General features: G+C 33.6%; 24 protein-coding genes and 3 tRNA genes. 17 read left to right on the plus strand and 10 right to left on the minus strand.

Annotation, left to right across the window (positions count from 1 at the left end; all coding sequences use genetic code 11):
• Window positions 1–5 precede the first annotated feature (5 nt).
• The 5 genes from AC13CQ_RS09640 to AC13CQ_RS09660 all read left to right on the plus strand — a co-directional run bounded on the left by AC13CQ_RS09640 (window position 6) and on the right by AC13CQ_RS09660 (window position 6,151).
• Complete coding sequence (locus AC13CQ_RS09640) at window positions 6–959, plus strand: AAA family ATPase (protein ID WP_008612552.1); 954 nt, start codon at window positions 6–8, stop codon at window positions 957–959.
• Between the two features lie 507 nt (window positions 960–1,466).
• Window positions 1,467–3,731 (plus strand): aconitate hydratase, encoded by a 2,265-nt coding sequence (locus AC13CQ_RS09645; protein ID WP_008612553.1) that lies wholly within the window; start codon window positions 1,467–1,469, stop codon window positions 3,729–3,731.
• 146 nt (window positions 3,732–3,877) lie between these two features.
• Window positions 3,878–4,558 carry a Crp/Fnr family transcriptional regulator gene (locus AC13CQ_RS09650; RefSeq protein WP_474507812.1) on the plus strand — a complete coding sequence of 227 codons (681 nt, stop codon included), beginning with the start codon at window positions 3,878–3,880 and terminating at the stop codon, window positions 4,556–4,558.
• 58 nt (window positions 4,559–4,616) lie between these two features.
• Complete coding sequence (locus tag AC13CQ_RS09655) at window positions 4,617–5,507, plus strand: hypothetical protein (protein ID WP_474507452.1); 891 nt, start codon at window positions 4,617–4,619, stop codon at window positions 5,505–5,507.
• A gap of 83 nt (window positions 5,508–5,590) precedes the next feature.
• Window positions 5,591–6,151: a TlpA family protein disulfide reductase gene (locus AC13CQ_RS09660; protein ID WP_474507453.1), complete on the plus strand. Its 561-nt coding sequence runs from the start codon at window positions 5,591–5,593 to the stop codon at window positions 6,149–6,151.
• Between the two features lie 7 nt (window positions 6,152–6,158).
• On the opposite strand, the gene AC13CQ_RS09665 is transcribed toward AC13CQ_RS09660, so the two are convergent.
• A complete protein-coding gene (locus tag AC13CQ_RS09665; protein WP_335588611.1) occupies window positions 6,159–7,058 on the minus strand; it encodes a MerR family transcriptional regulator in 900 nt (299 codons plus the stop codon).
• A 225-nt stretch (window positions 7,059–7,283) separates the two neighbouring features.
• Between AC13CQ_RS09665 and AC13CQ_RS09670 the strand changes: the two genes are divergently transcribed.
• Window positions 7,284–8,222 carry an NAD-dependent epimerase/dehydratase family protein gene (locus AC13CQ_RS09670; protein WP_335588612.1) on the plus strand — a complete coding sequence of 313 codons (939 nt, stop codon included), beginning with the start codon at window positions 7,284–7,286 and terminating at the stop codon, window positions 8,220–8,222.
• A gap of 238 nt (window positions 8,223–8,460) precedes the next feature.
• Entirely contained in the window at window positions 8,461–9,084 is a 624-nt protein-coding gene (locus AC13CQ_RS09675) for an HPP family protein (RefSeq protein ID WP_008612560.1), read from the plus strand.
• On the opposite strand, the gene AC13CQ_RS09680 is transcribed toward AC13CQ_RS09675, so the two are convergent.
• The 4 genes from AC13CQ_RS09680 to AC13CQ_RS09695 form a co-directional block, all read right to left on the minus strand.
• A complete protein-coding gene (locus AC13CQ_RS09680) occupies window positions 9,073–9,441 on the minus strand; it encodes a group III truncated hemoglobin (protein WP_008612561.1) in 369 nt (122 codons plus the stop codon). The two genes, AC13CQ_RS09675 and AC13CQ_RS09680, sit on opposite strands and share 12 nt — an antisense overlap.
• Window positions 9,442–9,658: 217 nt before the next feature.
• Window positions 9,659–9,742, minus strand: a tRNA-Leu gene (locus tag AC13CQ_RS09685).
• Window positions 9,743–9,823: 81 nt separating this feature from the next.
• Window positions 9,824–9,896: transfer RNA gene (locus AC13CQ_RS09690), tRNA-Lys, on the minus strand.
• A 114-nt stretch (window positions 9,897–10,010) separates the two neighbouring features.
• Window positions 10,011–10,083 (minus strand) — tRNA-Lys (locus tag AC13CQ_RS09695).
• Window positions 10,084–10,237: 154 nt separating this feature from the next.
• On the opposite strand from AC13CQ_RS09695, the gene AC13CQ_RS09700 reads away from it, so the two are divergent.
• A complete protein-coding gene (locus AC13CQ_RS09700) occupies window positions 10,238–10,753 on the plus strand; it encodes a shikimate kinase (RefSeq protein WP_008612562.1) in 516 nt (171 codons plus the stop codon).
• Here AC13CQ_RS09700 and AC13CQ_RS09705 read toward each other — a convergent pair.
• Together AC13CQ_RS09705 and AC13CQ_RS09710 are read right to left on the minus strand one after the other, a co-directional pair.
• Entirely contained in the window at window positions 10,745–11,248 is a 504-nt protein-coding gene (locus AC13CQ_RS09705; protein ID WP_008612563.1) for a phosphoribosyltransferase family protein, read from the minus strand. The two genes, AC13CQ_RS09700 and AC13CQ_RS09705, sit on opposite strands and share 9 nt — an antisense overlap.
• A 291-nt stretch (window positions 11,249–11,539) precedes the next feature.
• Entirely contained in the window at window positions 11,540–11,938 is a 399-nt protein-coding gene (locus AC13CQ_RS09710; RefSeq protein WP_337901134.1) for an RNA-binding S4 domain-containing protein, read from the minus strand.
• 110 nt (window positions 11,939–12,048) lie between these two features.
• Between AC13CQ_RS09710 and AC13CQ_RS09715 the strand changes: the two genes are divergently transcribed.
• Complete coding sequence (locus AC13CQ_RS09715; RefSeq protein WP_335588617.1) at window positions 12,049–12,987, plus strand: FKBP-type peptidyl-prolyl cis-trans isomerase; 939 nt, start codon at window positions 12,049–12,051, stop codon at window positions 12,985–12,987.
• A 154-nt stretch (window positions 12,988–13,141) separates the two neighbouring features.
• On the opposite strand, the gene AC13CQ_RS09720 is transcribed toward AC13CQ_RS09715, so the two are convergent.
• The 3 genes from AC13CQ_RS09720 to AC13CQ_RS09730 form a co-directional block, all read right to left on the minus strand.
• Window positions 13,142–13,720, minus strand: coding sequence for a porin family protein (locus tag AC13CQ_RS09720; protein ID WP_008612571.1), 579 nt, complete (start codon window positions 13,718–13,720; stop codon window positions 13,142–13,144).
• Window positions 13,721–13,775: 55 nt separating this feature from the next.
• Complete coding sequence (locus AC13CQ_RS09725) at window positions 13,776–14,729, minus strand: transketolase family protein (protein WP_008612574.1); 954 nt, start codon at window positions 14,727–14,729, stop codon at window positions 13,776–13,778.
• Between the two features lie 215 nt (window positions 14,730–14,944).
• Window positions 14,945–15,790, minus strand: a complete 846-nt coding sequence (locus tag AC13CQ_RS09730; RefSeq protein ID WP_008612575.1) for a transketolase — start codon at window positions 15,788–15,790, stop codon at window positions 14,945–14,947.
• Window positions 15,791–16,037: 247 nt separating this feature from the next.
• On the opposite strand from AC13CQ_RS09730, the gene tgt reads away from it, so the two are divergent.
• From tgt to cysC, 8 genes are all read left to right on the plus strand, one after another.
• Entirely contained in the window at window positions 16,038–17,168 is a 1,131-nt protein-coding gene (tgt, locus tag AC13CQ_RS09735; RefSeq protein WP_008612577.1) for a tRNA guanosine(34) transglycosylase Tgt, read from the plus strand.
• Window positions 17,169–17,260: 92 nt separating this feature from the next.
• Window positions 17,261–18,340, plus strand: a complete 1,080-nt coding sequence (locus AC13CQ_RS09740; RefSeq protein ID WP_008612578.1) for an LptF/LptG family permease — start codon at window positions 17,261–17,263, stop codon at window positions 18,338–18,340.
• Window positions 18,327–19,229, plus strand: coding sequence for a DMT family transporter (locus AC13CQ_RS09745; RefSeq protein ID WP_474507347.1), 903 nt, complete (start codon window positions 18,327–18,329; stop codon window positions 19,227–19,229). The genes AC13CQ_RS09740 and AC13CQ_RS09745 overlap by 14 nt, the downstream gene beginning before the upstream one ends.
• Before the next feature lie 48 nt (window positions 19,230–19,277).
• Entirely contained in the window at window positions 19,278–20,231 is a 954-nt protein-coding gene (locus tag AC13CQ_RS09750) for an acetyl-CoA carboxylase carboxyltransferase subunit alpha (protein WP_008612580.1), read from the plus strand.
• A gap of 169 nt (window positions 20,232–20,400) precedes the next feature.
• Window positions 20,401–21,942 carry a replicative DNA helicase gene (dnaB, locus tag AC13CQ_RS09755; RefSeq protein WP_008612581.1) on the plus strand — a complete coding sequence of 514 codons (1,542 nt, stop codon included), beginning with the start codon at window positions 20,401–20,403 and terminating at the stop codon, window positions 21,940–21,942.
• Window positions 21,943–22,379: 437 nt separating this feature from the next.
• Window positions 22,380–23,177: a 3'(2'),5'-bisphosphate nucleotidase CysQ gene (gene cysQ / locus AC13CQ_RS09760; protein WP_337901131.1), complete on the plus strand. Its 798-nt coding sequence runs from the start codon at window positions 22,380–22,382 to the stop codon at window positions 23,175–23,177.
• Window positions 23,178–23,591: a DUF2061 domain-containing protein gene (locus AC13CQ_RS09765; protein WP_008612583.1), complete on the plus strand. Its 414-nt coding sequence runs from the start codon at window positions 23,178–23,180 to the stop codon at window positions 23,589–23,591. It abuts the gene before it with no gap.
• A gap of 2 nt (window positions 23,592–23,593) precedes the next feature.
• Window positions 23,594–24,187: an adenylyl-sulfate kinase gene (cysC, locus tag AC13CQ_RS09770; RefSeq protein ID WP_337901130.1), complete on the plus strand. Its 594-nt coding sequence runs from the start codon at window positions 23,594–23,596 to the stop codon at window positions 24,185–24,187.
• Window positions 24,188–24,222 lie beyond the last annotated feature (35 nt).

The raw sequence follows: 24,222 nt of genomic DNA on the forward strand, positions 1-24,222 counted from the left end.
AATAGATGTCCGACGTTACTGCTGTTGAAAATCTAGTTAAAAAACATAGGGAGCTAAAGCAAGAAATTGCAAAGATAATTATTGGTCAGGAACAAGTAATAGACGAAATTTTATTGTCTATTTATTCCGGAGGTCATGCATTATTAATAGGTGTTCCAGGGTTAGCAAAAACCCTTATGGTAAATACTATAGCAACAGCTTTGGGGTTAGATTTTAAACGGATACAGTTTACGCCAGACCTAATGCCAAGTGATATTTTAGGAAGTGAAATCTTGGATAATAACAGAGAATTCAAATTCTTAAAAGGACCGATTTTTGCAAATATCATCTTAGCAGACGAAATTAACCGAACCCCACCAAAAACGCAAGCAGCTTTATTGGAAGCTATGCAGGAGAGATCGGTAACGGTAGCTGGAAATCAGTATCCATTAAATTTACCTTACTTTGTATTGGCAACCCAAAATCCTATTGAACAGGAAGGTACATATCCGCTACCAGAAGCGCAGTTGGACAGATTTATGTTTGCTATAGAACTTAATTACCCTTCTTTTGAAGAAGAAGTAGCAGTTGTAAAAGCAACCACTTCTGATGAGGCTAATAAAATAAAATCTTTGTTTACTGCTGAGGAGATTGTTGCAATTCAGCATTTAATTCGCAGAGTTCCAGTGGCAGATAATGTTATTGAATACGCAGTTAAAGTGGTGGGGAAAACAAGACCCAATAGTAATTTAGCTACCGATTTAGTGAATGAATATGTTGCCTGGGGTGCAGGGCCTAGAGCGTCTCAGAATTTAATATTAGCAGCAAAAGCGCATGCTGTGGTTCGTGGTAAATTCTCTCCAGATATTGAAGATGTGCAAGCGGTATCTAATGGTGTTTTAAGACACAGAATCTTAAAAAATTATAAGGCAGCTGCAGAAGGACTTTCTGTAGAACAGATTATAAAAAGCCTTCTCTAAATTGTAATTGGGCATTTGTTGGCACATTGTCCGTTAATAATGAGTATAAATACTTGAAAAAATAATAATATCAAGGGTTGAAAGAATATCCTCTTTTCTTATTTAAAATTTTAAAAGGGAAGAGAAATTTTAAAAGGGTTCTCTGTAAACTAAAGATTTAATGGGAATTATAATTTAGTCTTTGCTCATTATTCTTACAGCGAAGCGGTCTTGCATCTTTATTTTATGCTAAAAATTCCTTTATTTGTCACTACTTTTTTTAACAAATTACTACGACTTTGATATTCAATGAGCCTCTATTGTTGGAGATTCATTTTTTTTAACCTTCATTTTTGATGAATTCGTAAAAAACGATATTTTATTTTACATTAATTTACGTCAATATTATTTTTATTTGAATTATTTCTAAAATGTATGTACTATCTGAATGTTTTATTAAAAACTTTAATAACTCTTTGGTTTTTCGTATTTTCGCAGGACTTTTCAAATTAAAAATATACAAAAAATATGGCTTTTGATATTGATATGATTAAGAAGGTTTATGCTACTATGGCAGAACGAGTAGACAAGGCTCGTGAGCTAACAGGTAAGCCACTAACCTTATCGGAGAAAATACTTTATTCTCACCTTTGGGATGGTAATCCAACAAAGGCTTTTACAAGAGGTAAAGACTATGTTGATTTTGCACCAGATAGAATTGCTTGTCAAGATGCAACTGCGCAAATGGCTCTTTTACAGTTTATGCAAGCAGGAAAACCAAAAGTAGCAGTTCCAACCACTGTACATTGCGATCATTTGATTCAAGCAAAACAAGGTGCTGCAAAAGATTTGAAGCGTGCAAATGAAACTAGTAACGAAGTATTCGATTTTCTTGGTTCAGTATCAAATAAATACGGAATTGGTTTCTGGAAACCTGGAGCAGGAATTATTCACCAAGTAGTTTTAGAAAACTATGCATTCCCAGGAGGAATGATGATTGGTACCGATTCTCACACTGTAAATGCAGGTGGTTTAGGAATGGTAGCTATTGGTGTTGGTGGAGCAGATGCTGTAGATGTTATGGCAGGAATGGCTTGGGAGCTTAAATTCCCAAAACTTATTGGAGTAAAATTAACAGGAAGTCTTAACGGATGGACTTCAGCAAAGGATGTAATTCTTAAAGTTGCTGGAATTTTAACCGTTAAAGGTGGAACTGGAGCAATTATAGAGTACTTTGGAGAGGGAGCTAAAAACCTTTCTTGTACTGGTAAAGGAACAATTTGTAACATGGGAGCTGAGGTAGGAGCAACTACTTCTACTTTTGGTTATGACGATTCTATGGAGCGTTATTTACGTTCTACAGATAGAGCAGATGTTGCAGATGCTGCAAATGAAGTTCGTGAGTATTTAACTGGAGATGATGAAGTATATGCAAATCCAGCACAATATTTTGATGAGGTAATCGAGATTAATTTAGACGAATTAAGACCTCATTTAAATGGACCTTTTACTCCAGATTTAGCAACTCCTGTTGGAGAGCTTGGAGTTAAAGCAAAAGAAAACGGTTGGCCAATTAAAGTAGATTGGGGACTAATAGGGTCTTGTACAAACTCTTCTTATGAAGATTTAACAAGAGCTGCTTCAATTGCTAAGCAGGCTGTAGATAAAAAGATTAAATCTAAAGCCGATTTCGGAATTAATCCTGGTTCAGAACAAATTCGTTACACTGCAGAGCGTGATGGAATTTTGAAAATATTTGAAGACCTTGATGCTACAGTATTTACAAATGCTTGTGGACCTTGTATTGGACAATGGGATAGAAGTGACTTAAAAGGAGAAGAAAAGAATACAATAGTACACTCTTTTAATAGAAACTTTTCAAAACGTGCAGATGGTAACCCTAATACACACGCTTTTGTAGGTTCTCCAGAAATGGTTGCTGCAATAGCAATTTCAGGGCGTCTAGATTTCAATCCTATGACAGATACTTTAATCAATGAGGATGGAGAAGAAGTTAAATTAGACGAGCCAAGAGGTATTGAGTTACCACCAGAAGGGTTTGCTGTAGAAGATGCAGGATATGTGGAACCTTTAGTAGATGGTACTGGAGTTAATGTTTCTGTAAGTCCAGAATCAGAAAGGTTGCAATTGTTAACGCCTTTTGAGCCAATTGGAAGTGAAATAAAAGGTGCTAAATTACTAATCAAAGCTTTCGGTAAATGTACTACAGACCATATTTCTATGGCTGGACCTTGGTTGCGTTTCCGTGGACACTTAGATAATATTTCTAATAATATGCTTATCGGTGCTGTAAATGCATTTGGTAAGAAAACAAACTTCGTTAAGAATCAATTAACGGGAGAATATGGAGGAGTTCCAGATGTTGCTAGAGATTATAAAGCTAAAGGGGTTTACTCTGTAGTAGTTGGAGATCATAACTATGGAGAAGGTTCTTCTCGTGAGCATGCTGCAATGGAGCCTAGACATTTAGGAGTGGCTGCTGTAATAGTGAAATCTTTTGCTCGTATCCACGAAACAAACCTTAAAAAACAAGGAATGTTAGGGTTGACTTTTGCAAATGAAAATGATTACGATTTAATCCAAGAAGATGATACTTTTAACTTTTTAGATTTAAATGAATTTGCACCAGACAAACCTTTAACTGTGGAGGTAGTTCATGCAGATGGTTCTAAAGATGTGATTAAATTAAATCATACTTATAACGATTCTCAAATTGCATGGTACAATGAAGGGTCTGCATTAAACCTTATTAAAAAGCAAAATGCTTCATAAATAAGATTTTTAAACATCCCTTGGGTTTATCCTGAGGGAGTTATTATAAATTTTCAAAAAGCTCTCGAATTTTCGGGAGCTTTTTTTTGTAAGTAACGAGTTGTTTTATAGACTATAATGCTAACTGGTAACTTGAAATAGTCAAAATGACATGTACGTGGTCTTTAATAGATGTAAATCTTTTCAGTATTCTATGTCCTCATAAATATGCTTGTTACAAAGAGAATCACACTTTTCATAAGTATTCTAAAGAAGATTATATTTATTTTGAAAAGGATAATTCTGATAAAATTTACCTCATAGAGAGTGGTAAAGTTAAGATTGGTTACTATACTGAAGATGGGAGAGAAATTGTTAAAAGTATCCATGGAAAAGGAGATGTATTTGGAGAAAAAGCTATTATAGGGGAAGAAAACCGTAATGAGTTTGCCGTAGCTTTGTCAGATACTTCTATTTGTTGTTTGTCTATAGATACAATTTTGGAACTCATGAGAGATAATCAACATTTCAGTTTGAAAATATATAAATTTATAGGACTTCGTTTTAAAAAGATTGAAAGAAGGTTGTCTATTCTACTGTTTAAAGATGTTAAATCACGACTCATAGAATTCCTAAAAGAGTTGTCAGAAGAGTATGGATATAATTGTAAGCATACTGGAGAGCATATAATTAAACATCCCTACACACAAAAAGATATGGCGAGTCTGTTAGGGACTTCAAGACCCACATTAAATGGATTATTTAATGAGTTAAAAGACGAAGGAGTGTTAGTGTACTATAGAAATGAGATTATTTTATCAAAAAATCAAGAAATGTTAGCTAGCTAACATTTCTTGATTTTTACAATTGGTAGCTTTAGGGGATAAATAATTAAATAAAATAATCATGATTAGAATAGTAAAAAATGGATTGGCATTGATGCTGATAGGATTTTTAACGCTTGTTTCTTGTAGTAGCGATGACGATAATAATGGATCAGATTTAGAAACACTCCGTTTAAATATTAATGGACTAGAAGATCTTGGAGAAAATTATGTTTATGAAGGATGGGTTATAGTTAACGGTAGTCCAGTAAGTACAGGAGTGTTTACAGTAAATTCTGAAGGAGTTCTTTCTCAAACTAATTTTGAAATAGAAGAGACCGTATTAGATGCAGCAACAACTTTTGTTCTTTCTATAGAGCCTTCAGTTGATTCTGATCCAGCGCCAGCCGATACAAAAATTTTAGTAGGAAATTTTTCTAATGACAATGCTTCGTTAACAACAGGTATTGTTGGAGATTTTACTGATGCTACCGGAAGTTTTTTCTTAAGAACACCTACAGATGAGACTGGAACTAATAACGGAAATGATGAAAATGGAGTGTGGTTTGGATTACCAGGAATGCCGCCAACAGCGGGTTTAGAGCTTCCTGATTTACCAGATGGTTGGGTTTATGAAGGTTGGGTTGTTGCAGATGAAGGGCCAATTACAACTGGTACTTTTACCGCTCTTGATGCTGTAGATAGTGGGAACCCTTTTAGCGGAGCTGAGGCTAATGCTGGTCCTCCTATTCCTGGGGAAGATTTTTTCTTAAATGCGCCTAGTGGATTTACTTTTCCGTTGGATGTAAGAGGGAAAACAGTTGTTATTTCTGTAGAACCATCTCCAGATAATTCTCCGGCACCGTTTACATTGAAGCCTTTGGTGGGAACTGCAGGTACTGCAACAGCACCAGAGGTACATAGTTTAGGTTTAAATTTAGGAAGCTTGCCAACTGGTACTGCTACTCGATAAATTTTTGTAATTTTAAAGAAGTTTTTTGCTAAAAAAGTGTGCTTCCATTGTATATGAAAGTACACTTTTTAAATTATTAAGATGTGCATATAAAAAAATCAACCGTTAGTAATTTATTATTTCTAGGATTAATAATTGTTTTATTATTTACTCCAATTGGAACATATATAAAAGTACATGTAACAAGGCTGTTAGCCATGAGTCCTAGTGTTGAAACTACTGAAGAAAGAAAGGTGTTAGAAAATTACAATTGGAGTTTGGTTAGTTTAGAAGGTGAACAATTAGAATTTTCAGATTTAAAAGGAAAAGTTGTACTTGTAAATTTTTGGGCTACATGGTGCCCACCATGTATTGCCGAAATGCCTTCTCTGCAAAAACTGTATAAGGATTATGGAGATCGGGTGGTTTTTGTCTTTGTTAGTAATGAAGAAAAGAAGACTTTAGCGAAGTTTTTGGAAAAACATCAATACACGCTTCCAGTGTTTAATAGTTTCTCTGAAGTGCCTAAACATTTAATTTCTAAATCGATACCTGCTACGTATTTAATCTCTAAAGATGGAGCTATTGTTATTGATGAAAAAGGAGCCGCTAATTGGAATAGTGACAAAATGAGGAGTACGCTAGATAAATTAGTGTCAGAATAAAAAAAGATTATATAGCGTGTACGGCTTCATCAATTCTTCTAAAGGTTCTTACGTTTTTCAATGTATCAGAGATATTAATATCTTGTATTTGACTTCCTAGCACCCATATATTGTTAGTCTCAGAATTGCCAACGTAAGAATTAAATTCTTCTAAATAACTATTTACATTTTCCTTGAGTGGGGTAATTGTAAAATAGCTAACAAAGGTAATATTTTGATGATGCTGTGCAATATTTTGGAGTCCATGAACGGGCAGTGTTTGCCCTAAGTAAATCGACTTATAACCTCGTAACATTATTTCGTAATTTAGATATAACAATCCTATTTCATGAATCTCATTATCTGGTAGAAATAGTACAAAAACACGGTCTGTATGGATGGGAGCTTGTTGTTGGAACTTCTCTGTGTTAATAATAATTTTTTGTTTGATTAAATGAGTTATAAAATGCTCATGTGCAGGAGATATTGTTTCGGTTTGCCATAAAAGGCCAAGCTCATCAAGAAAAGGAATGAAGATTTCAAAAAATATTTCTCTAAAGGATTTTACAGCTAGAAGACTATTGTAAACAGAAAAAAATAGACTCTGATCAAAATTCATCATTGCTAATTTTAAATCGTTTAAATAGTAGTTTTTCTGACTCTTATTACTGGTAATTTCCTTCACTAAAATAAATAAATCCTTTTCAGGAAGTTTAGCTATTTTAGAAATCTTATGCCCATTATTGTATAATGTTGTTATGTTTAGCAGCTTCTGTAAGCTTTTTAAAGAGTAGTAACGAATGTTAGTGTCGGTTCTATTAGGTTCAAGTAGGTTGTATCTCTTCTCCCAAATACGAATGGTATGTGCCTTTATTCCTGAAAGGTTTTCAAGGTCTTTAATGCTAAAATGTTCTTTTATAATGTTCATCTCAAACCGAAAAGTCTTTAAACAAAAGTAGTGATTTTAAAAAGATTGTCTATGGCTTGTTTTGAATAAAAAAAATTACAATTAAATTCTCAATAATAAAGAGAAGTTAAAAAATAAAAAAAATGCTTTTTGCTTTAAAAACTCCTTAAAATTTAAGGATATTTGCGAATGTGAAAATTTGAAGTTTTCAAAGGATTGTTTTTTACAAATTTTTTAATTTCTAATATGGGTAAAATACTTATAACTGGCGCTGGAGGTCAATTAGGATCGGAGTTAACTGCTGCTTTGGCAGATAAATTTGGAGGTGCAACTATTATAGCTACGGATATAAACGAAAATGCAAAAGATAAATTTGATTATTGCACTTTTGAGGTTTTAGATGTTCTTGATAATAATCGCTTAGTTGAGCTTATTGATAAATATGAGGTTTCCGAAGTATATCATTTAGCAGCAATTTTATCGGCAGTTGGAGAGAAGAATCCACTATTTACTTGGAAATTAAATATGGATAGCCTTTTAAATGTTTTAGAAATTGGAAAGGCAGGAAAGATTGAAAAAATTTATTGGCCTTCATCAATAGCGGTTTTTGGAAAAAACACCCCTGCAGATAATACTCCTCAAGATTGTGTAATGGATCCAACAACAGTTTATGGAATATCTAAACTTGCTGGAGAACGATGGTGTGCTTATTATTTTGAAAAGTACGGTGTAGATGTACGTAGTTTAAGATATCCAGGATTAATTGGTTATAAGTCGGCCGCTGGTGGTGGTACTACAGATTATGCGGTAGATATTTTTAGAGCTGCCATTGAAGGAGAGGAGTTTGAGTGTTTCTTAGCAGAAGATATGTACCTTCCAATGATGTATATGCCAGACGCTATAAAGGCAACTTTAGATTTGATGCAGGCTCCAAAAGAAGATATTAGTATTCGCTCATCTTACAATGTTTCTGCAGTTAGTTTTTCGCCTAAAGAAATATATAGTGAGCTTTTAAAATATTACCCTGATTTTAAGATTAAGTATAACCCAGATTTTCGTCAGGAAATTGCTGCTTCATGGCCAGATAGTATTGACGATACAAGAGCGCGCTTGGATTGGGATTGGCAGCATAATTATGATATGTCTAAAATGGCAAAAGATATTTTAGACCATCTAACAAACTAGTTTAGAGAAAGTAAATATAGCATAAAAAGAGACCTAAATAATATTCCAACGTAAGTCCTTTGTTTAACAAAGAGTAGGTTTTGGAGCGTATAAATTTGTTCTTTCTTAATCAGAAATGTATAAATTATAATTTAATCCTAACATTTTGTTTGATTATTTTAATTTATGGTAGGTCTATTAAGAGTGAGTTATTTTTGTGCTGAAAAAAAAGAAATTTCTTTAGAAAATTGTAAATCCATTGAAAAAGCAAATTAAAAGAAGCGCGAGGATAACACGGTATGTTGTTTATAAAGAAACGCTAATAGATATAAAAGAACACTTTTGGTCGTTTATTGGAGCTTTTATTGGAATTGGTTTAATGGCTTTTTTTCACAGCGAATCCTTATCAAGATATGAAAATTTATTCCTGATAGGTTCCTTTGGAGCCTCGAGTGTGTTGGTGTATGGTTCCATTCAAAGTCCATTTGCTCAGCCTAGAAATTTAATTGGTGGTCATGTTATTTCGGCTATAATTGGAGTAACAGTTTTTCAGATTCTTCCAGATATAATATGGTTAACCGCACCATTGGCTGTGGCTTTGTCTATTGTGTTTATGCAAATAACAAAAACGTTACATCCGCCAGGAGGGGCTACTGCATTGATAGCAGTAATAGGTTCTGAAAAGGTTAAAGATTTGGGATATATGTATGTAATTTCTCCAGTATTAACAGGATGCCTTATTTTATTAGTAGTAGCTTTAGTTTTTAATAATATTACTTCGAGTAGGCAATATCCTACTAATAAAAAGTACACACGTATTTTTAAGCTAAAAAAGAAAATATTGAATAATAAGGTGTTAAAGAAAGCAGGGTTAACTTCTTAAATATTCAATTTTATATAAAAACATTTCGGCCATTTTTTCAGCACGCCATTTTGCTTCATCAGCTTTTTCTCCTTCAAAATTATCATTAAGGGTCTGAAAAAAAAGAAGTTTCCATCGGTCAAAATGTTCTTTTGTTACAGGTAGTTTGGCATGTGGAGCAAAAGGTCCTCCGTAGTATGTGTGATTCTCCAATAAAACAGTTTCCCAAAAACGATACATTTTTTCAAGGTGAATAGACCATTTATCTTGAATAACTTCATTAAAAATATCCTTGAGCAAATCGTCTTCTCTAACTTTATCATAAAATGTATTTACAAGAAGTTTTATGTCGTCTAGCTGGGTTATGTCTTTTTTCATTTTATAACTGTATATCAAGTGGCTATTGCATGCTATGCAAAAGTAAATCAATATTTATGTAAAAAAAGGATAAAGCCTTTTAAAAACGAGATTATGGGCTTAAAATTTGATGTTTCAGTTCCTCTGTATGAGTATAATGATAATTTACAATAATTTGAATAAATAGAACTATATACATTAAAAAAGGCTCAGGAAATTACTTCTGAGCCTTTTGTTGTACCGGGAATGGGAGTCGAACCCACACGCCCTAATGGACACATGGCCCTCAACCATGCCTGTCTACCAATTCCAGCATCCCGGTGTTTGTAGGTAGCTAAAATAAAAAAAGTTAAGCAAGAAGCTCAACTTTTTTATCTTTAATGACATTTAAATTGTCATTTTGTGACCCGACTGGGGCTCGAACCCAGGACCCCAACATTAAAAGTGTTGTGCTCTACCAACTGAGCTATCGAGTCTAAAAAAATAATAGCTTTGCAGCTATTTTAAATACATATTTTGTTACATTGAAAAATGTAACAACGTAATTTAATAATAAATTTTCAAAAGAAAACAATTATAAAAAATTAAAGTGACCCGACTGGGGCTCGAACCCAGGACCCCAACATTAAAAGTGTTGTGCTCTACCAACTGAGCTATCGAGTCATTACGTAATGTTAAAAGTACGTCGCAAACTTTTCCCGTTTGCGGGTGCAAATATAAGATGATTTATTTATTATTCAAGCCATTTTTACTATAAATTTGTCTTTTTTTTATGTTGAATATATAAAACAGTGAAAATTAATAAATTGGAAAATAAATGATGCAGATTTTAATAGGGTATATGGGAAGCGGAAAATCTACAGTGGGGAAGGTTTTGGCAAAAAACAACAATTTAATGTTTATCGATTTTGATGATTATATTGTGGAAAAAGAGAATTTATCTATCCCAGAAATCTTTAAATTAAAAGGAGAAATATATTTCAGAAGAAAAGAAACAGAATATTTAACCGAATTACTTTCTCAAAAACCAGAAGCAGTAATTTCTTTAGGAGGAGGAACTCCTTGTTTTGGAAATAATATGGAGGTTGTCTTAGAGGCTACTCCGAATGTTTTTTACTTAAAACTATCTGTTGATAAATTAGAAGAGCGTCTTCAGAAGGAGAAAGCACAAAGACCTTTAATAAAAGATATTGCCGATAAAGAATTATCAGAATTTATAAGGAAGCATCTTTTTGAAAGAAACTTTTATTATCTAAAGTCGCATCACATTATTTCGGTAGCGAATGAAACTCCAGAGGAAATTGCAACTAAAATCTCAGAAAAATTAGCCTAAATAGACGGCGTCATTTCCCTCTTCAAAAACAACATCTACATGTTCTTGTAACGAAGTGGAGAGGGAGATTCCTTTGAAATCGGCTTTTACAGGATATCTTTTATGATTTCTGTCTACTAAAACTACCGTTTTTAATTTCTTTAAAGGAACGTTTAAAAAATGTTTAACCACATAAATAAGAGTTCCTCCAGAATTTAAAACATCGTCTACTAAAATAACGGCTTTGTTTTGGTATTCTTTTTCGCTTATAGATGTTTGAACAGGAGTTAAAAGATTCTCTTTGTCAATTTTAACTTCGCAAAAAGTAGTTTTAATTTCAGAAATTTCTGTAATTACTTTATTTATTTTTTTTGCTAATTCTAGTCCGCTAGAAGCAATTCCTGCAATAACAATTTCTTCTTCATCTACATAAGTTTCATAAATTTGATAAGCGATACGCTTTATTTTATGCTCAATTTCTGTATGGTTGAGAATTTTATTTTGTTGAATTGTCATTGCTTAATAATTTTATCCAAAGATACTAAAGTTTGATTTTGTATGCATGAAAAGTTAATAGACGCATCCAAATTTTTAATAACAATAGTTTTTGGATAAAGATTTAAGACCGCTTCGCTGAAAGAAAAAAAGGCAAAGTTTGGAAGTTTGAAAGGTTCAAAGGTTCAAAGAGACAAAGTTTTAAATTTGTGGATGAGCCAATTTGGAAATTTAAAAATGTAAATTAAGGAATAAAAATCTTCGGACTTCGGACTTCGGACTCCTGACCTTTTCTCTCTATTCTTTATATTTTCAACTATCAACCTTTTTCGGAGTGTCCAATGTTCCTTCTTCTTTATAATCGTCAATATCTCGACGGTCTTTTTTTGTAGGTCTTCCAGTTCCCTTTTTTCTATAATAATCTTTAGAATATTTTAGAAGGTCTACATGTTCAAAAGCCTCTTTAGGAGTGGTGTCTTTTCGGTAAATATCGACCAACTTAGCTCCAACGCGACTTTCAGGGATGTCTAAAACCTTGATTGTATAGTTAATTTGATTCTTGCGGAGCTCTATTTTATCAGAAGGAAAAACATCGCGAGAAGGCTTTACTTTTTGCTCGTTAATTTTAACATGACCCTTTTTACAGGCTTCAGTAGCCATATTTCGGGTTTTAAAATACCGAATACACCATAAATACTTATCAATACGCATAACACTAATTAAAAAATTTCGTTAATGGGTAAAGCAAAAATACTAGAAAATAGTATCTTGCGCACCTGAATTTGTGGAATATATAAATATAGATACTAAAAGCAAGATTGATGAAGATTAAATTTATAATACCTATTTTATTATTGGCCTGTACTTTTTTTACAATCTCATGTAATAATGACGATGATGGAGGAGATACAATAGAGGTAAGAGACGTTGCTGAAGTTGAAGCTGAAGATGATGCTGAGTTACAGTTGTATTTGCAAACTCATTTTTATAATTATGAAGAGTTTCAAAACCCTCCTGCCGATTTTGATTATAAAATTGTATTTGATACGATTGCAGGGGCTAATGCTGATAAAACTCCATTGATAGAACAAGTTGATCAGAAATTGATGGATTTTCAAGATGTATCTCATACTTTGTACTATTTAATAGCACGTCAAGGTGTTGGTGAAAGTCCAGCTCTGGGGCATCAAGTAATTACAAGATATGAGGGGAGTTTAATTGATGGGGAAGTTTTTGATGTTTCCAATGTAGAAGTAAGATTTAGTACATTAAGTGTTGTTGCTGGTTTTGGGTCTGTTTTCCCAGAACTAAAAGTAGGAACATCTTTTACTGAAAATACAGACGGAACATTAGAATGGACTCAAGATTATGGAGTAGGAGCTGTTTTTATGCCTTCTGGGTTAGGGTATTTTAGCACAGCTCAGTCTGGAATTCCAGCATATAGTCCACTTATTTTTAAAGTGGATATGCTTCAATTTAATGAGCTAGATGAAGATATTGTATATATTTCTTCTTCTCAAACAGCTGCTTCTCCAGACGGGATTCCTTCTCATTTAGAAGATGTAGATGGAGATGGAGACCCAAGAAACGATGATACCGACGGAGATGGAATTCCTAATTATTTAGATGCCGATGATGATGGAGATGGTGTTTTAACAAAAGCGGAATATGATTATGATGAAGATGGAGTTGTAGACGATTCAGACGGGGATGGTGTTCCAGATTATTTAGATCCAGATTCTCGAATTGAAGGAAATTAATTTTTCTAGAGGTTAAAATAACTGAAAGTTATGTGGTTAAATCTACTCTATGTTTAAGTTTATATCGAAAAATTACCAAAGAAGATAAAGCAAAGCATAAAAAAAACCAGCGTTTACTGCGCTGGTTTTTTTTATGCTTTATAAATGAATGCTTTTATAGTTTTACCGATAAACTCAATATAAGTTGAGAAGGTCTGGTGTCTATTCTTCCAGTTCCTGATAAACCAACAAATTCAGCTTCATTATCACTAAATCCTCTTTCGTAACGCAGGTCTACTCCTAATCGTTCTCCTAGATTAACGCCAACTCCCATATTTAAGCCTACTGTAAAATCATTCTCAACATCGTTTATAGTAACTCCTTCTAAATCGGTGTCGAGTATGTATTGTAAAGAAGGTCCTGCAAAAATATGTAACGGCCCTACAATATTAAGTCCAACCAATAGTGGCATGTCCAGTTTACTCATTTTAAATTTATCACCGTCATAATCAGAATTGGTGTTAGTGTATACCAATTCTGGTCTAACGTATAAGGTTCCAAAATCTAATTTCCCGAAAGCTCCTACATGGAAACCTACCTGAGAATCGGAACCAATATCTCCAATGTCACTACCTATAGAGGCATCTCCATTGGAGTTAAAGTTTAAACCTCCTTTAAGTCCGAAACCTGATTCAGATTGAGCAAAACTTGTGAAACCTGCTAGTAGGCAGATTATTAAGATTGATTTTTTCATGTTTGTCTGTTATTTTTTAAATGTTAATTATGTTATAAACTGAAATTACTGCCGTTTATTTTCTTTTTAACACTTTTGTAACAGCTTTAACAATAGCTTCACTATTCAATCCGTATTTGTCCATTAATTGAGCTGGAGTTCCACTTTCTCCAAAAGTATCTTGCGTAGCAACAAATTCTTGTGGCGCAGGAGTATTTTGTGCTAAAGTTCTAGCTACGCTTTCTCCAAGACCTCCCAAGAAGTTATGCTCTTCTGCGGTTACTACACAACCAGTTTTTCCTACAGAAGCTAAAATAGCTTCTTCGTCTAAAGGTTTTATAGTGTGAATGTCTAATATATCTGCAGAAATTCCTTGTTCTGCTAATTTTTCACCTGCAAGAATAGCTTCCCAAACTAAATGCCCAGTTGCTATAATTGTTACATCGCTACCCTCGTTAATTTTAACAGCTTTTCCTATTTCAAATTTTTGATCGGCAGGGGTGAAGTTTGGAACCGCAGGGCGACCAAAACGTAAATAAACAGGCCCTTCATGCTCTGCAATGGCAATAGTAGCTGCTTTAGTTTGGTTAAAATCACATGGATTGATAACGGTCATGCCTGGAAGCATTTTCATAAGTCCAATGTCTTCTAGAATTTGGTGTGTTGCACCATCTTCACCTAAAGTTAAACCTGCGTGAGAAGCACAAATTTTTACGTTTTTATCAGAATAAGCAATAGATTGTCTTATTTGGTCGTAAACTCTTCCTGTAGAAAAATTTGCAAACGTACCTGTAAATGGAATTTTACCACCAATGGTTAAACCAGCTGCAATTCCCATCATATTTGCTTCTGCAATTCCGATTTGGAAAAATCTTTCAGGGTTTTCATTAATAAAATCCTGCATTTTTAAAGATCCTACTAAATCAGCACAAAGCGCAACTACATTTGGATTGGTGCGACCAAGTTCGGTAAGACCTGCTCCAAAACCACTTCGTGTATCTATTTTTTCTGTGTATGTGTATTTTTTCATTTCTTTAATTTCTGTGTTTTACTCGATAATCGAGATTTGAATGCTTTGACATTTGCGTCAAGATGTTTTCAACTTTTCCTTTGAATGCTTCTTGAGCTTGGTCTGAAGCATTTTACTCACTATACGAGATGTAAATACGCTGCAAATTGAGTTATAAATAATTGATATTAGCTTACTAAGAGTTATACATCAATTAATAATCTCTCGGCAACAGATTAATAATCTCCTAAAGTTTCAGGATTTTGAGCCAATGCTTTTTCTAATTGCTCATCGTTAGGAGCTTTTCCATGCCATGCATGTGTTCCCATCATAAAATCTACACCATTACCCATAATAGTATGAAGTAAAATACAAACTGGTTTTCCTTTTCCAGTTCTAGATTTAGCTTCTTTAAGTCCTGCTATAACAGCTTCAAGGTCGTTTCCTTTTTCAACTTCCATAACATCCCATCCAAAAGCTTCAAATTTTTGTCTAATACTTCCCATTGGAAGAACATCGTCTGTTGCTCCGTCTATTTGTTGTCCGTTTAGGTCGATTGTAGCTATGTAATTATCTACTTTATTACCCGCAGCATACATAATAGCTTCCCAATTTTGACCTTCTTGAAGCTCTCCATCTCCATGTAAGCTATAAACAGTATGTGTGTCGTTGTTTAGTTTTTTTGCAAGTGCAGCTCCAAGAGCTACAGACATTCCTTGTCCTAAAGATCCAGAAGCAATTCTTACTCCTGGTAAACCTTCATGGGTGGTTGGGTGTCCTTGTAAACGAGAATCTAATAATCTAAAAGTATTTAATTCTTCCACAGGGAAATACCCTTTTCTTGCTAATACGCTATAAAAAACAGGAGAAATATGTCCGTTAGAAAGGAAGAATAAATCCTCATTAATACCATCCATTTTAAAGTTGGTATCTACTTCCATAATTTCGTTGTATAGTGCTACTAAGAATTCTGTACATCCCAAAGAACCACCAGGGTGTCCTGAGTTTACTTTGTGCACCATCCTTACAATATCCCTTCTTACTTGGGTTGTCAAATCGTTTAATTGTTGTGTGTCTGGCATCTGTAATTGTTAATTAATTATCTTAAACAAAAATAAACCTTTATAAAACCATAGCAAAGTAAATTTTACATAGATATGCTACATATTTGTTTTAAATGTAAGGTTTTAGAGGTTCTTTATGAAGAAAGAGCAATTTTGTTGATTATCTTTGCAGATTTAAAACTCACTTTGTGAGGAAACATAAGGAGGATTTAGGTTGATGTTTATTGCTATCAAAATCCAAAAATCTTAATAGTTAGAAACAAGAATGGAATTTAAGTTAAGTGGAAAAGATGCCGGAAGTAAGGCAAGGGCAGGAGTAGTAACAACCGATCATGGTGCAATTGAAACACCTATTTTTATGCCAGTTGGTACTGTGGCCACTGTAAAAGGAGTACATCAAAGAGAATTAAAAGAAGATATTAATCCTGATATTATTTTAGGAAACACCTATCATCTTTACCTAAGACCAAAAACTTCTATTATTGAACAAGCTGGTGGGTTGCATAAATTTATGAATTGGGATCGAAATATCTTAACAGATAGTGGGGGATTCCAAGTGTATTCTTTATCTGATAATCGAAAAATTAAGGAAGAAGGAGTTAAGTTTAAAAGTCATATTGATGGCTCTTATCACTTTTTTACTCCTGAAAATGTTATGGATATTCAAAGAACCATCGGGGCAGATATTATCATGGCTTTTGATGAATGTACCCCGTATCCATGCGATTATAATTATGCGAAGCGTTCTATGCACATGACGCACCGTTGGTTAGATAGATGCATTAAACGCTTTAATGAGACACCAGATAAATACGGATACGAACAAACATTGTTTCCTATAGTTCAAGGTTCTACTTATAAAGATTTAAGAAGACAATCGGCCGAGTATATTGCAAATTCTGGTGCGCAAGGAAATGCGATAGGAGGGCTTTCTGTAGGGGAGCCTGCTGAAGAAATGTATGAAATGACAGAGGTTGTTTGTGAGATTCTTCCTGAAGATAAACCTCGTTATTTAATGGGGGTAGGAACTCCTATCAATATTCTTGAAAATATTGCACTTGGAATTGATATGTTTGATTGTGTGATGCCAACAAGAAATGCTAGAAATGGAATGTTGTTTACCGCGCATGGTACAATTAATATAAAAAATAAAAAGTGGGAAGCCGATTTTTCTCCTATCGATGAAATGGGAATTACCGATGTAGATACGTATTATACAAAAGCTTACCTAAGACATTTATTTGCTGCAAATGAATATTTAGGAAAACAGATTGCTACAATTCATAATTTAGGGTTTTATTTGTGGTTGGTTCGTGAAGCTAGAAAACATATCTTAGCAGGAGATTTTACAGATTGGAAAAATAAGATGGTTAAGCAAATGGATAAAAGATTGTAATTTTTTAAGCTGAATACTAAATAATTTAAGCTTACAGTTTTATTAACCATAGTTGAGAGGAGTAAGTCTGAAACCCCAGAAATAAAGAACAAGTGAAAATAATAGATTGGTATATTCTTAAGAGGTATTTAGCTACCTTTTTTGTTATGATAATGTTGTTCGTTCCTATTGGAATTATGATTGACGTATCAGAAAAAGTTGATAAAATGATAGATAATGAAGCGCCTACTGCCGATATTCTATCCTATTATATTGACTTTACTTTCTATTTTGCTAGTTTATTATTTCCAATATTTCTCTTTTTATCAATTATATGGTTTACTTCTAAGTTGGCAAATAATACAGAAGTTATTGCTATTTTGAGTTCTGGAATTTCTTTTTGGCGCTTTTTGAGACCTTATTTTATTGGAGCTTCCATAATTGCAGTATTTTCGTTTGTTATGGGAATGTTTATAGTGCCAAAAGCTAGTGAAGGCTATAACGATTTTCGAATAAAATATTTAAAAGGGGGAAGAGATAAGGACCGAGAGACTTCGCGGGTTTTTAATCAGGTAAATGATAACGAGTATATTTATGTAAGTAGCTTTACTCCGAGTACAAAAATAGGGTACAACTTTACATTAGAACATTTTGACGGAAACGAGTTGGAATATAAAATTACGGCTAGCAATATTCGTTGGATAGATAAAGATAGTATTTACCGTTTGAGTGGATATATGAAACGTACTATTGGTGTTAATGATGATATCCTTGAAAAGCAAAACAGACTTGATACGCTGTTTGAATTTGATTTAGACGATCTTACACCTGTTTCTTATGTGGCTGAAACAAAAAATTTATTCGAATTAAATAGTTTTATTGAAGAGCAACGTAAGAAAGGAGCTCCAAACATAAACACATATTTAGTAGTAAAATACAAACGCTGGAGTTTGCCTATTTCAGCATTTATTTTAACCATTATTGCTGTTTCTGTTTCTTCAATGAAACGAAGGGGAGGAATGGGAGTAAATTTAGCTGTAGGAATCTCTTTGGCTTTTATCTATATTTTCTTTGATAAAGTTTTTGGAACCATGGCAGAACAATCTAATTTCCCACCTTTATTGGCTGTTGCTATTCCTAATATTTTATTCGGTATCCTTGCGATCTACTTATTAAAAAATGCTAAACGATAAATTAAAAAACTACCTCCATTTACATTTGGTTGTGTTTATTTGGGGGTTTACCGCTGTGCTCGGGGCACTTATAACTATAGATGCAATTCCACTTGTATGGTTTAGAATGCTTTTGGCAATATTTTTTGTAGGACTCTATGTTATGTTTAAGAAATTCTCACTTAGAGTTCCTAAAAAAGCATTGAGAACATTAATTATTGCAGGAATTACTATTGCATTGCACTGGATCTTCTTTTTTATGGCAATAAAAGTTTCTAATGTTTCGGTAACATTAGCAACAGTGTCTACAGGAGCTTTCTTTACCGCAATTTTAGAACCTATCTTTTATAAACGTAAAATGATTTGGTATGAAATTTTTTTCGGACTTGTTGTTATTGCCGGTTTGTATATAATTTTCAGTGTAGAAACACAGTATGTATTAGGGATTGTTTATGCTTTAATAGCTACGTTACTTTCTGCTACTTTTTCTTTAATCAACGGAAAATTAGCCAAACAATATAAGCCTTCTATTATTTCCTTTTATGAATTAGGAAGTGGTGTTGCGTTCATAACATTATATTTATTATTTACAGGTGGTTTCTCTGCTGAATTTTTTATACTTTCGGCATCAGATTGGATGTATTTGCTGTTGTTAGCAAGTGTTTGCACGGCATATGCATTTATAGGATCTGTAAAAGTAATGAAGCTAATAAGCCCATATACAGTAATGCTTACCATTAATATGGAGCCTATTTATGGAATTGTTTTAGCTTACATGATTTTAGGATCATCAGAAAAAATGAGTGAAGGTTTTTACATAGGCGCCTTAATTATTTTAGCTACTGTGCTGGCCAACGGTATTTTAAAGAATTCGTTGAAAAGAAATGTCTCTCTAGGGCAGGCTAAATAGTTTAAAGTTTTATATTTGTACGCTAATAAAATTATCAAAACAAGACTCATGGAGTATTTAGATTTTGAGTTACCAATTAAAGAGCTTGAAGAACAATTAGATAAATGTAAAGTTCTCGGGTCAGAAAGCGATGTTGACGTTACTGATACATGCACTCAATTGGAAAAAAAGTTAGAAAAGACTAAAAAGGACATCTATAAAAATCTTACTGCTTGGCAGCGAGTACAATTGTCCAGGCATCCCTCAAGGCCTTACACTTTAGATTATATCAAAGCGTTATGCGGAAATACATTTTTAGAGCTTCATGGCGATAGAAATGTAAAAGACGATAAAGCTATGATTGGCGGATTAGGAAAAATAGGAGATCAAACCTATATGTTTATCGGTCAACAAAAAGGATATAATACTAAAACCCGTCAGTATAGAAACTTTGGGATGGCAAATCCAGAAGGATACCGTAAAGCGCTACGCCTAATGAAAATGGCTGAGAAGTTTGGAATTCCTGTAGTGTCATTAATAGATACTCCAGGGGCTTATCCAGGTATTGAAGCTGAAGAAAGAGGGCAAGGGGAGGCTATTGCAAGGAATATTCTTGAAATGACACGCCTTAAAGTACCAATTATTGTTTTAATTATTGGTGAAGGGGCTTCTGGTGGAGCTTTAGGTATTGGAGTAGGAGATAAGGTTATGATGTTAGAGAATACTTGGTATTCTGTAATTTCTCCAGAATCTTGTTCTTCTATTTTATGGAGAAGCTGGGAATATAAAGAACAAGCAGCAGATGCACTTAAATTAACGGCTACCGATATGAAGAAGTTACATTTGGTAGACGATATTATAAAAGAGCCACTTGGGGGGGCGCATTCCGATAGGGAAACAACTTTTAAAACCGTAGCAAAGCAAATTACTACAGTTCATGATGAGTTGAAAAAGTTATCCCCAACAGAATTAGTAAATCAAAGAATGGATAAATATGCAAACATGGGAGTATTTAAAAATTAAATCCCCGTATTTGTTACCTTATTGTTAAGACCGGAGTTTGCGCTTCGGTTTTTTTTACCTTTATTAACAAGAAAAACAAGTTATTAACAACTAGTTTGTTGACAGTTAGTTAAAAACCAAGCGTTCAATTTAACCACTTTTCAGGTTACAATTATATACATTCGCATTCATGGAAAAAATAAACCCGATACAAGGAATTAAAGTTGATAAATCAAATGTGATTCAGCTGGAGAAAGGTAAAATCCCTCCGCAAGCTATTGATTTAGAGGAAGCTGTATTGGGTGCAATGATGATTGATAAAAAGGGTGTTGATGAAATTATAGATATACTTCATCCCGATGCCTTCTATAAAGATGGTCATAAATATATTTATGAAGCTGTAGTTCAGCTCTTTGAAACTTCAGAGCCAATAGACTTATTAACAGTTTCAGCGCAATTAAAGAAGAATAAAAGATTAGAAGCTGTTGGAGGCGACTTTTACTTAATTCAGCTTACTAAAAAAGTGTCATCTTCAGCGCATATTGAGTTTCACGCACGTATAATCCTACAAAAATACATTCAGCGAAGTCTTATTAAAATTTCTAGTGAAATTATTGAAGAGGCTTATGATGAAGGAACCGATGTTTTTGATTTGTTAGATAATGCAGAGGCAAAATTATACGAAGTAACGCAAGGAAATATTAAAAAATCTTCGGAAACAGCACAGAGTTTGGTAATTCAGGCTAAAAAGAAGATTGAAGAAATTTCTAATAAAGAAGGTTTAAGTGGAATTCCATCTGGTTTTGATAAATTAGATAAACTTACTTCTGGTTGGCAGCCGAGTGATTTAATTATTGTAGCTGCAAGACCTGGTATGGGAAAAACAGCTTTAACACTTTCCATGGCGAGAAATATTGCTGTAAATTCCAATATTCCTGTAGCTTTTTTCTCTTTGGAGATGTCGTCAGTACAGTTAATAACACGTTTGATTTCTTCGGAAACAGGCTTGTCTTCTGAAAAATTGAGAACAGGAAAATTAGAAAAACACGAGTGGGAGCAGTTAAATGTAAAAGTAAAATCTCTTGAAACTGCACCTTTGTTTATAGATGATACACCTTCGCTTTCCATCTTCGATTTAAGAGCAAAAGCACGCCGATTAGCATCTCAGCATGGAATTAAAATGATTATTATTGATTACTTGCAGTTAATGACGGCTGGAGGGAGTCAGAAAGGAGGAAATAGAGAGCAAGAGATTTCCACAATTTCTCGAAACTTAAAAGCTTTAGCAAAAGAATTGAGTGTTCCCGTTATTGCACTTTCTCAGTTATCGCGTGCGGTAGAAACACGAGGAGGGAGTAAAAGACCTTTACTTTCCGATCTTCGTGAGTCGGGTGCGATTGAGCAGGATGCGGATATTGTATCTTTTATTTACCGACCAGAATACTATAAAATTGAAGAATGGGATGACGATGAACGTAGTCCAACTCAGGGACAAGGAGAGTTTATCGTTGCAAAACACCGTAATGGTGGTTTGGAGAATATCCGTCTGAAGTTTATCGGTCAGCTTGGTAAGTTTGATAATTTAGATGACTTTGATTCGCCTTTCGAATTCCAATCTAAAATGAATGATGGCGAAGAGAATCCGTTTGCAACTAAAGATTTACCGAGTGCAGACGAAGCTTTTGGAAGCTCCATGAATCAAGACTTTGGAGAAGATGACGTGCCGTTTTAATTTATAAACTTTACGCTGTAGGCTCTAAGCAATATGCGTTTCTAGTTTTCTAAAAAAATTAAATCTTTCAAAATTTAAAAGTTCAGTGTTCAGTATTCAGTAAACAGTAATCAGTTTTTTATCATTCAACATTAAGCATTCAAAATTCAAAAGTTCAATTTTCAGTAAACGGTAATCATTTTTTATCATTTAACATTAAGCATTCAAAATTCAAAATTTCAGTGTTCAGTTTTCAGTAAACGGTAATCATTTTTTATCATTTAACATTAAGCATTTAAAATTCAAAATTTCAGTGTTCAGTATACAGTAATCAGTTTTTTATCATTCAACATTAAGCATTCAAAATTTAAAATTCAAAATTAAATCTTTCAATCTTTCAATTTTCAACTTACTACTTTTATTGTATTTTTAAGGTTTTGTAATTAGTTTCAGTTTATATGAATCATAAAAACAAAGCGCTATTAAATATTGCGATACGAGCATCTATTGAAGCAGGGAATGAAATTCTAAAAATATACCATCAAAACGATTTCGGAATTCAAAAGAAATTGGATGATTCCCCTATTACCTTAGCCGATAAAAATGCAAATGCTGTTATTAATACATATTTGCAGGCTACACAAATCCCTATTATTAGTGAGGAGAATAAAATAATGGATTATGAAACCCGTAAACAATGGAATCGTTGTTGGGTTGTAGATCCGTTGGATGGTACAAAAGAGTTTATCAAAAGGAATGGAGAGTTTACCGTAAATATAGCTTTGGTTGAAAATAACCTTCCGATAATGGGTGTTATTTATGTTCCAGTTTCTGGCGATTTATACTTCGGACTAACTTCAGAAAAAAAGGCTTATAAAATCAATACTGTTACTTTTTCAGAAGATTTATTGGGTAAAGCTGAAGAGTTGAATGGAGCGGTTGGTGCTTCCACTGTAAAAAAAGTAATTGGGAGTAGATCTCATTTTTCATCAGCAACAAAAAAATATATTGAAGAAATCAGGCAATCGGGAGAGGAAGTAGTATTTGTTTCTGTAGGAAGTTCGTTAAAATTTTGTTTCTTGGCTGAAGGAAAAGCTTCAATTTATCCTAGATTTTCTCCTACAATGGAGTGGGATACCTGTGCGGGAGACGCTATCTGTTCTGCCGCAGGTTTAAAGGTAATAGATGCCGAGACTAAAAAACGATTAGTGTATAATAAAAAAGAGTTGGTAAATCCTTCTTTTATTGTAAATTAAATGCAAGATAAAACAAGAAAAAGACATATTGCTAAGGCTATTACTTGGCGTATTGTTGGGACAATAGATACGATTATTATATCGTGGATTATTTCGGGAAACCCTTTTACAGGATTAAAAATCGGGTTAGCAGAAGTAGTAACCAAGATGTTGCTTTACTATTTTCATGAAAGGATTTGGTTTAAGGCAAATGTTCCTGATAGTAGAAAACGGCATGTTTTTAAAACCATTACTTGGCGACTTTTAGGGACTTTGGATACCATGATGTTAGCTTGGTTTATTTCTGGAGACCCATTTACAGGTCTTAAAATAGGAGGTGCCGAAGTGGTTACAAAAATGGTTTTATATTATTTACATGAACGTACATGGTATAAAATTAACTTTGGATTGGATAAACGAAAGAATAAAATTTAATAATGGAGCCGAATATTTTTCCATATAAATTTAATATAACGCAAAGCGATAGGAATTTGCTGAATAAACATAATTCCTTGCTTGTTTGGTTTACTGGATTGTCAGGTTCTGGTAAATCTACGGTTGCAGATGCCTTAGAACAAAAATTATATTCAGAAAAAATAAGAACGTTTATTTTGGATGGAGATAACATGAGAGGGCGGCTTTGTAAGGGGTTGGATTTCAGTGAGGAAGACCGATCAGAGAATATCAGAAGAGTGGCTGAAACAGCTAATTTATTACTGAAATCTGGGGCTGTAGTTTTGGCAAGTTTTGTATCACCCTACAAAAAAGATAGAGAATATGTAGAAAAGACAATAAAACCTAATATATTTGTCGAAGTTTACATGAATATAGGGCTTGATATTTGTAAAAAAAGAGATAAAAAAGGACTCTATAAACTGGCAGAAAGCGGAGAGTTGAAGAATCTAACAGGGGTTAATGCTCCTTATGAAGCTCCAGAGAATGCCGATGTTGAAATTACAGAAAGCGACAGTGTTGATGGGGCTGTTGAAAAAATATATTTAGAAATTAAAGATAAGTTGTATCAGTTTTAGTAAAATATTTTAGCTAAAAATTGATGTTAAAACTC

The sequence above is a fragment of the Galbibacter sp. L-19 genome (assembly GCF_056857615.1).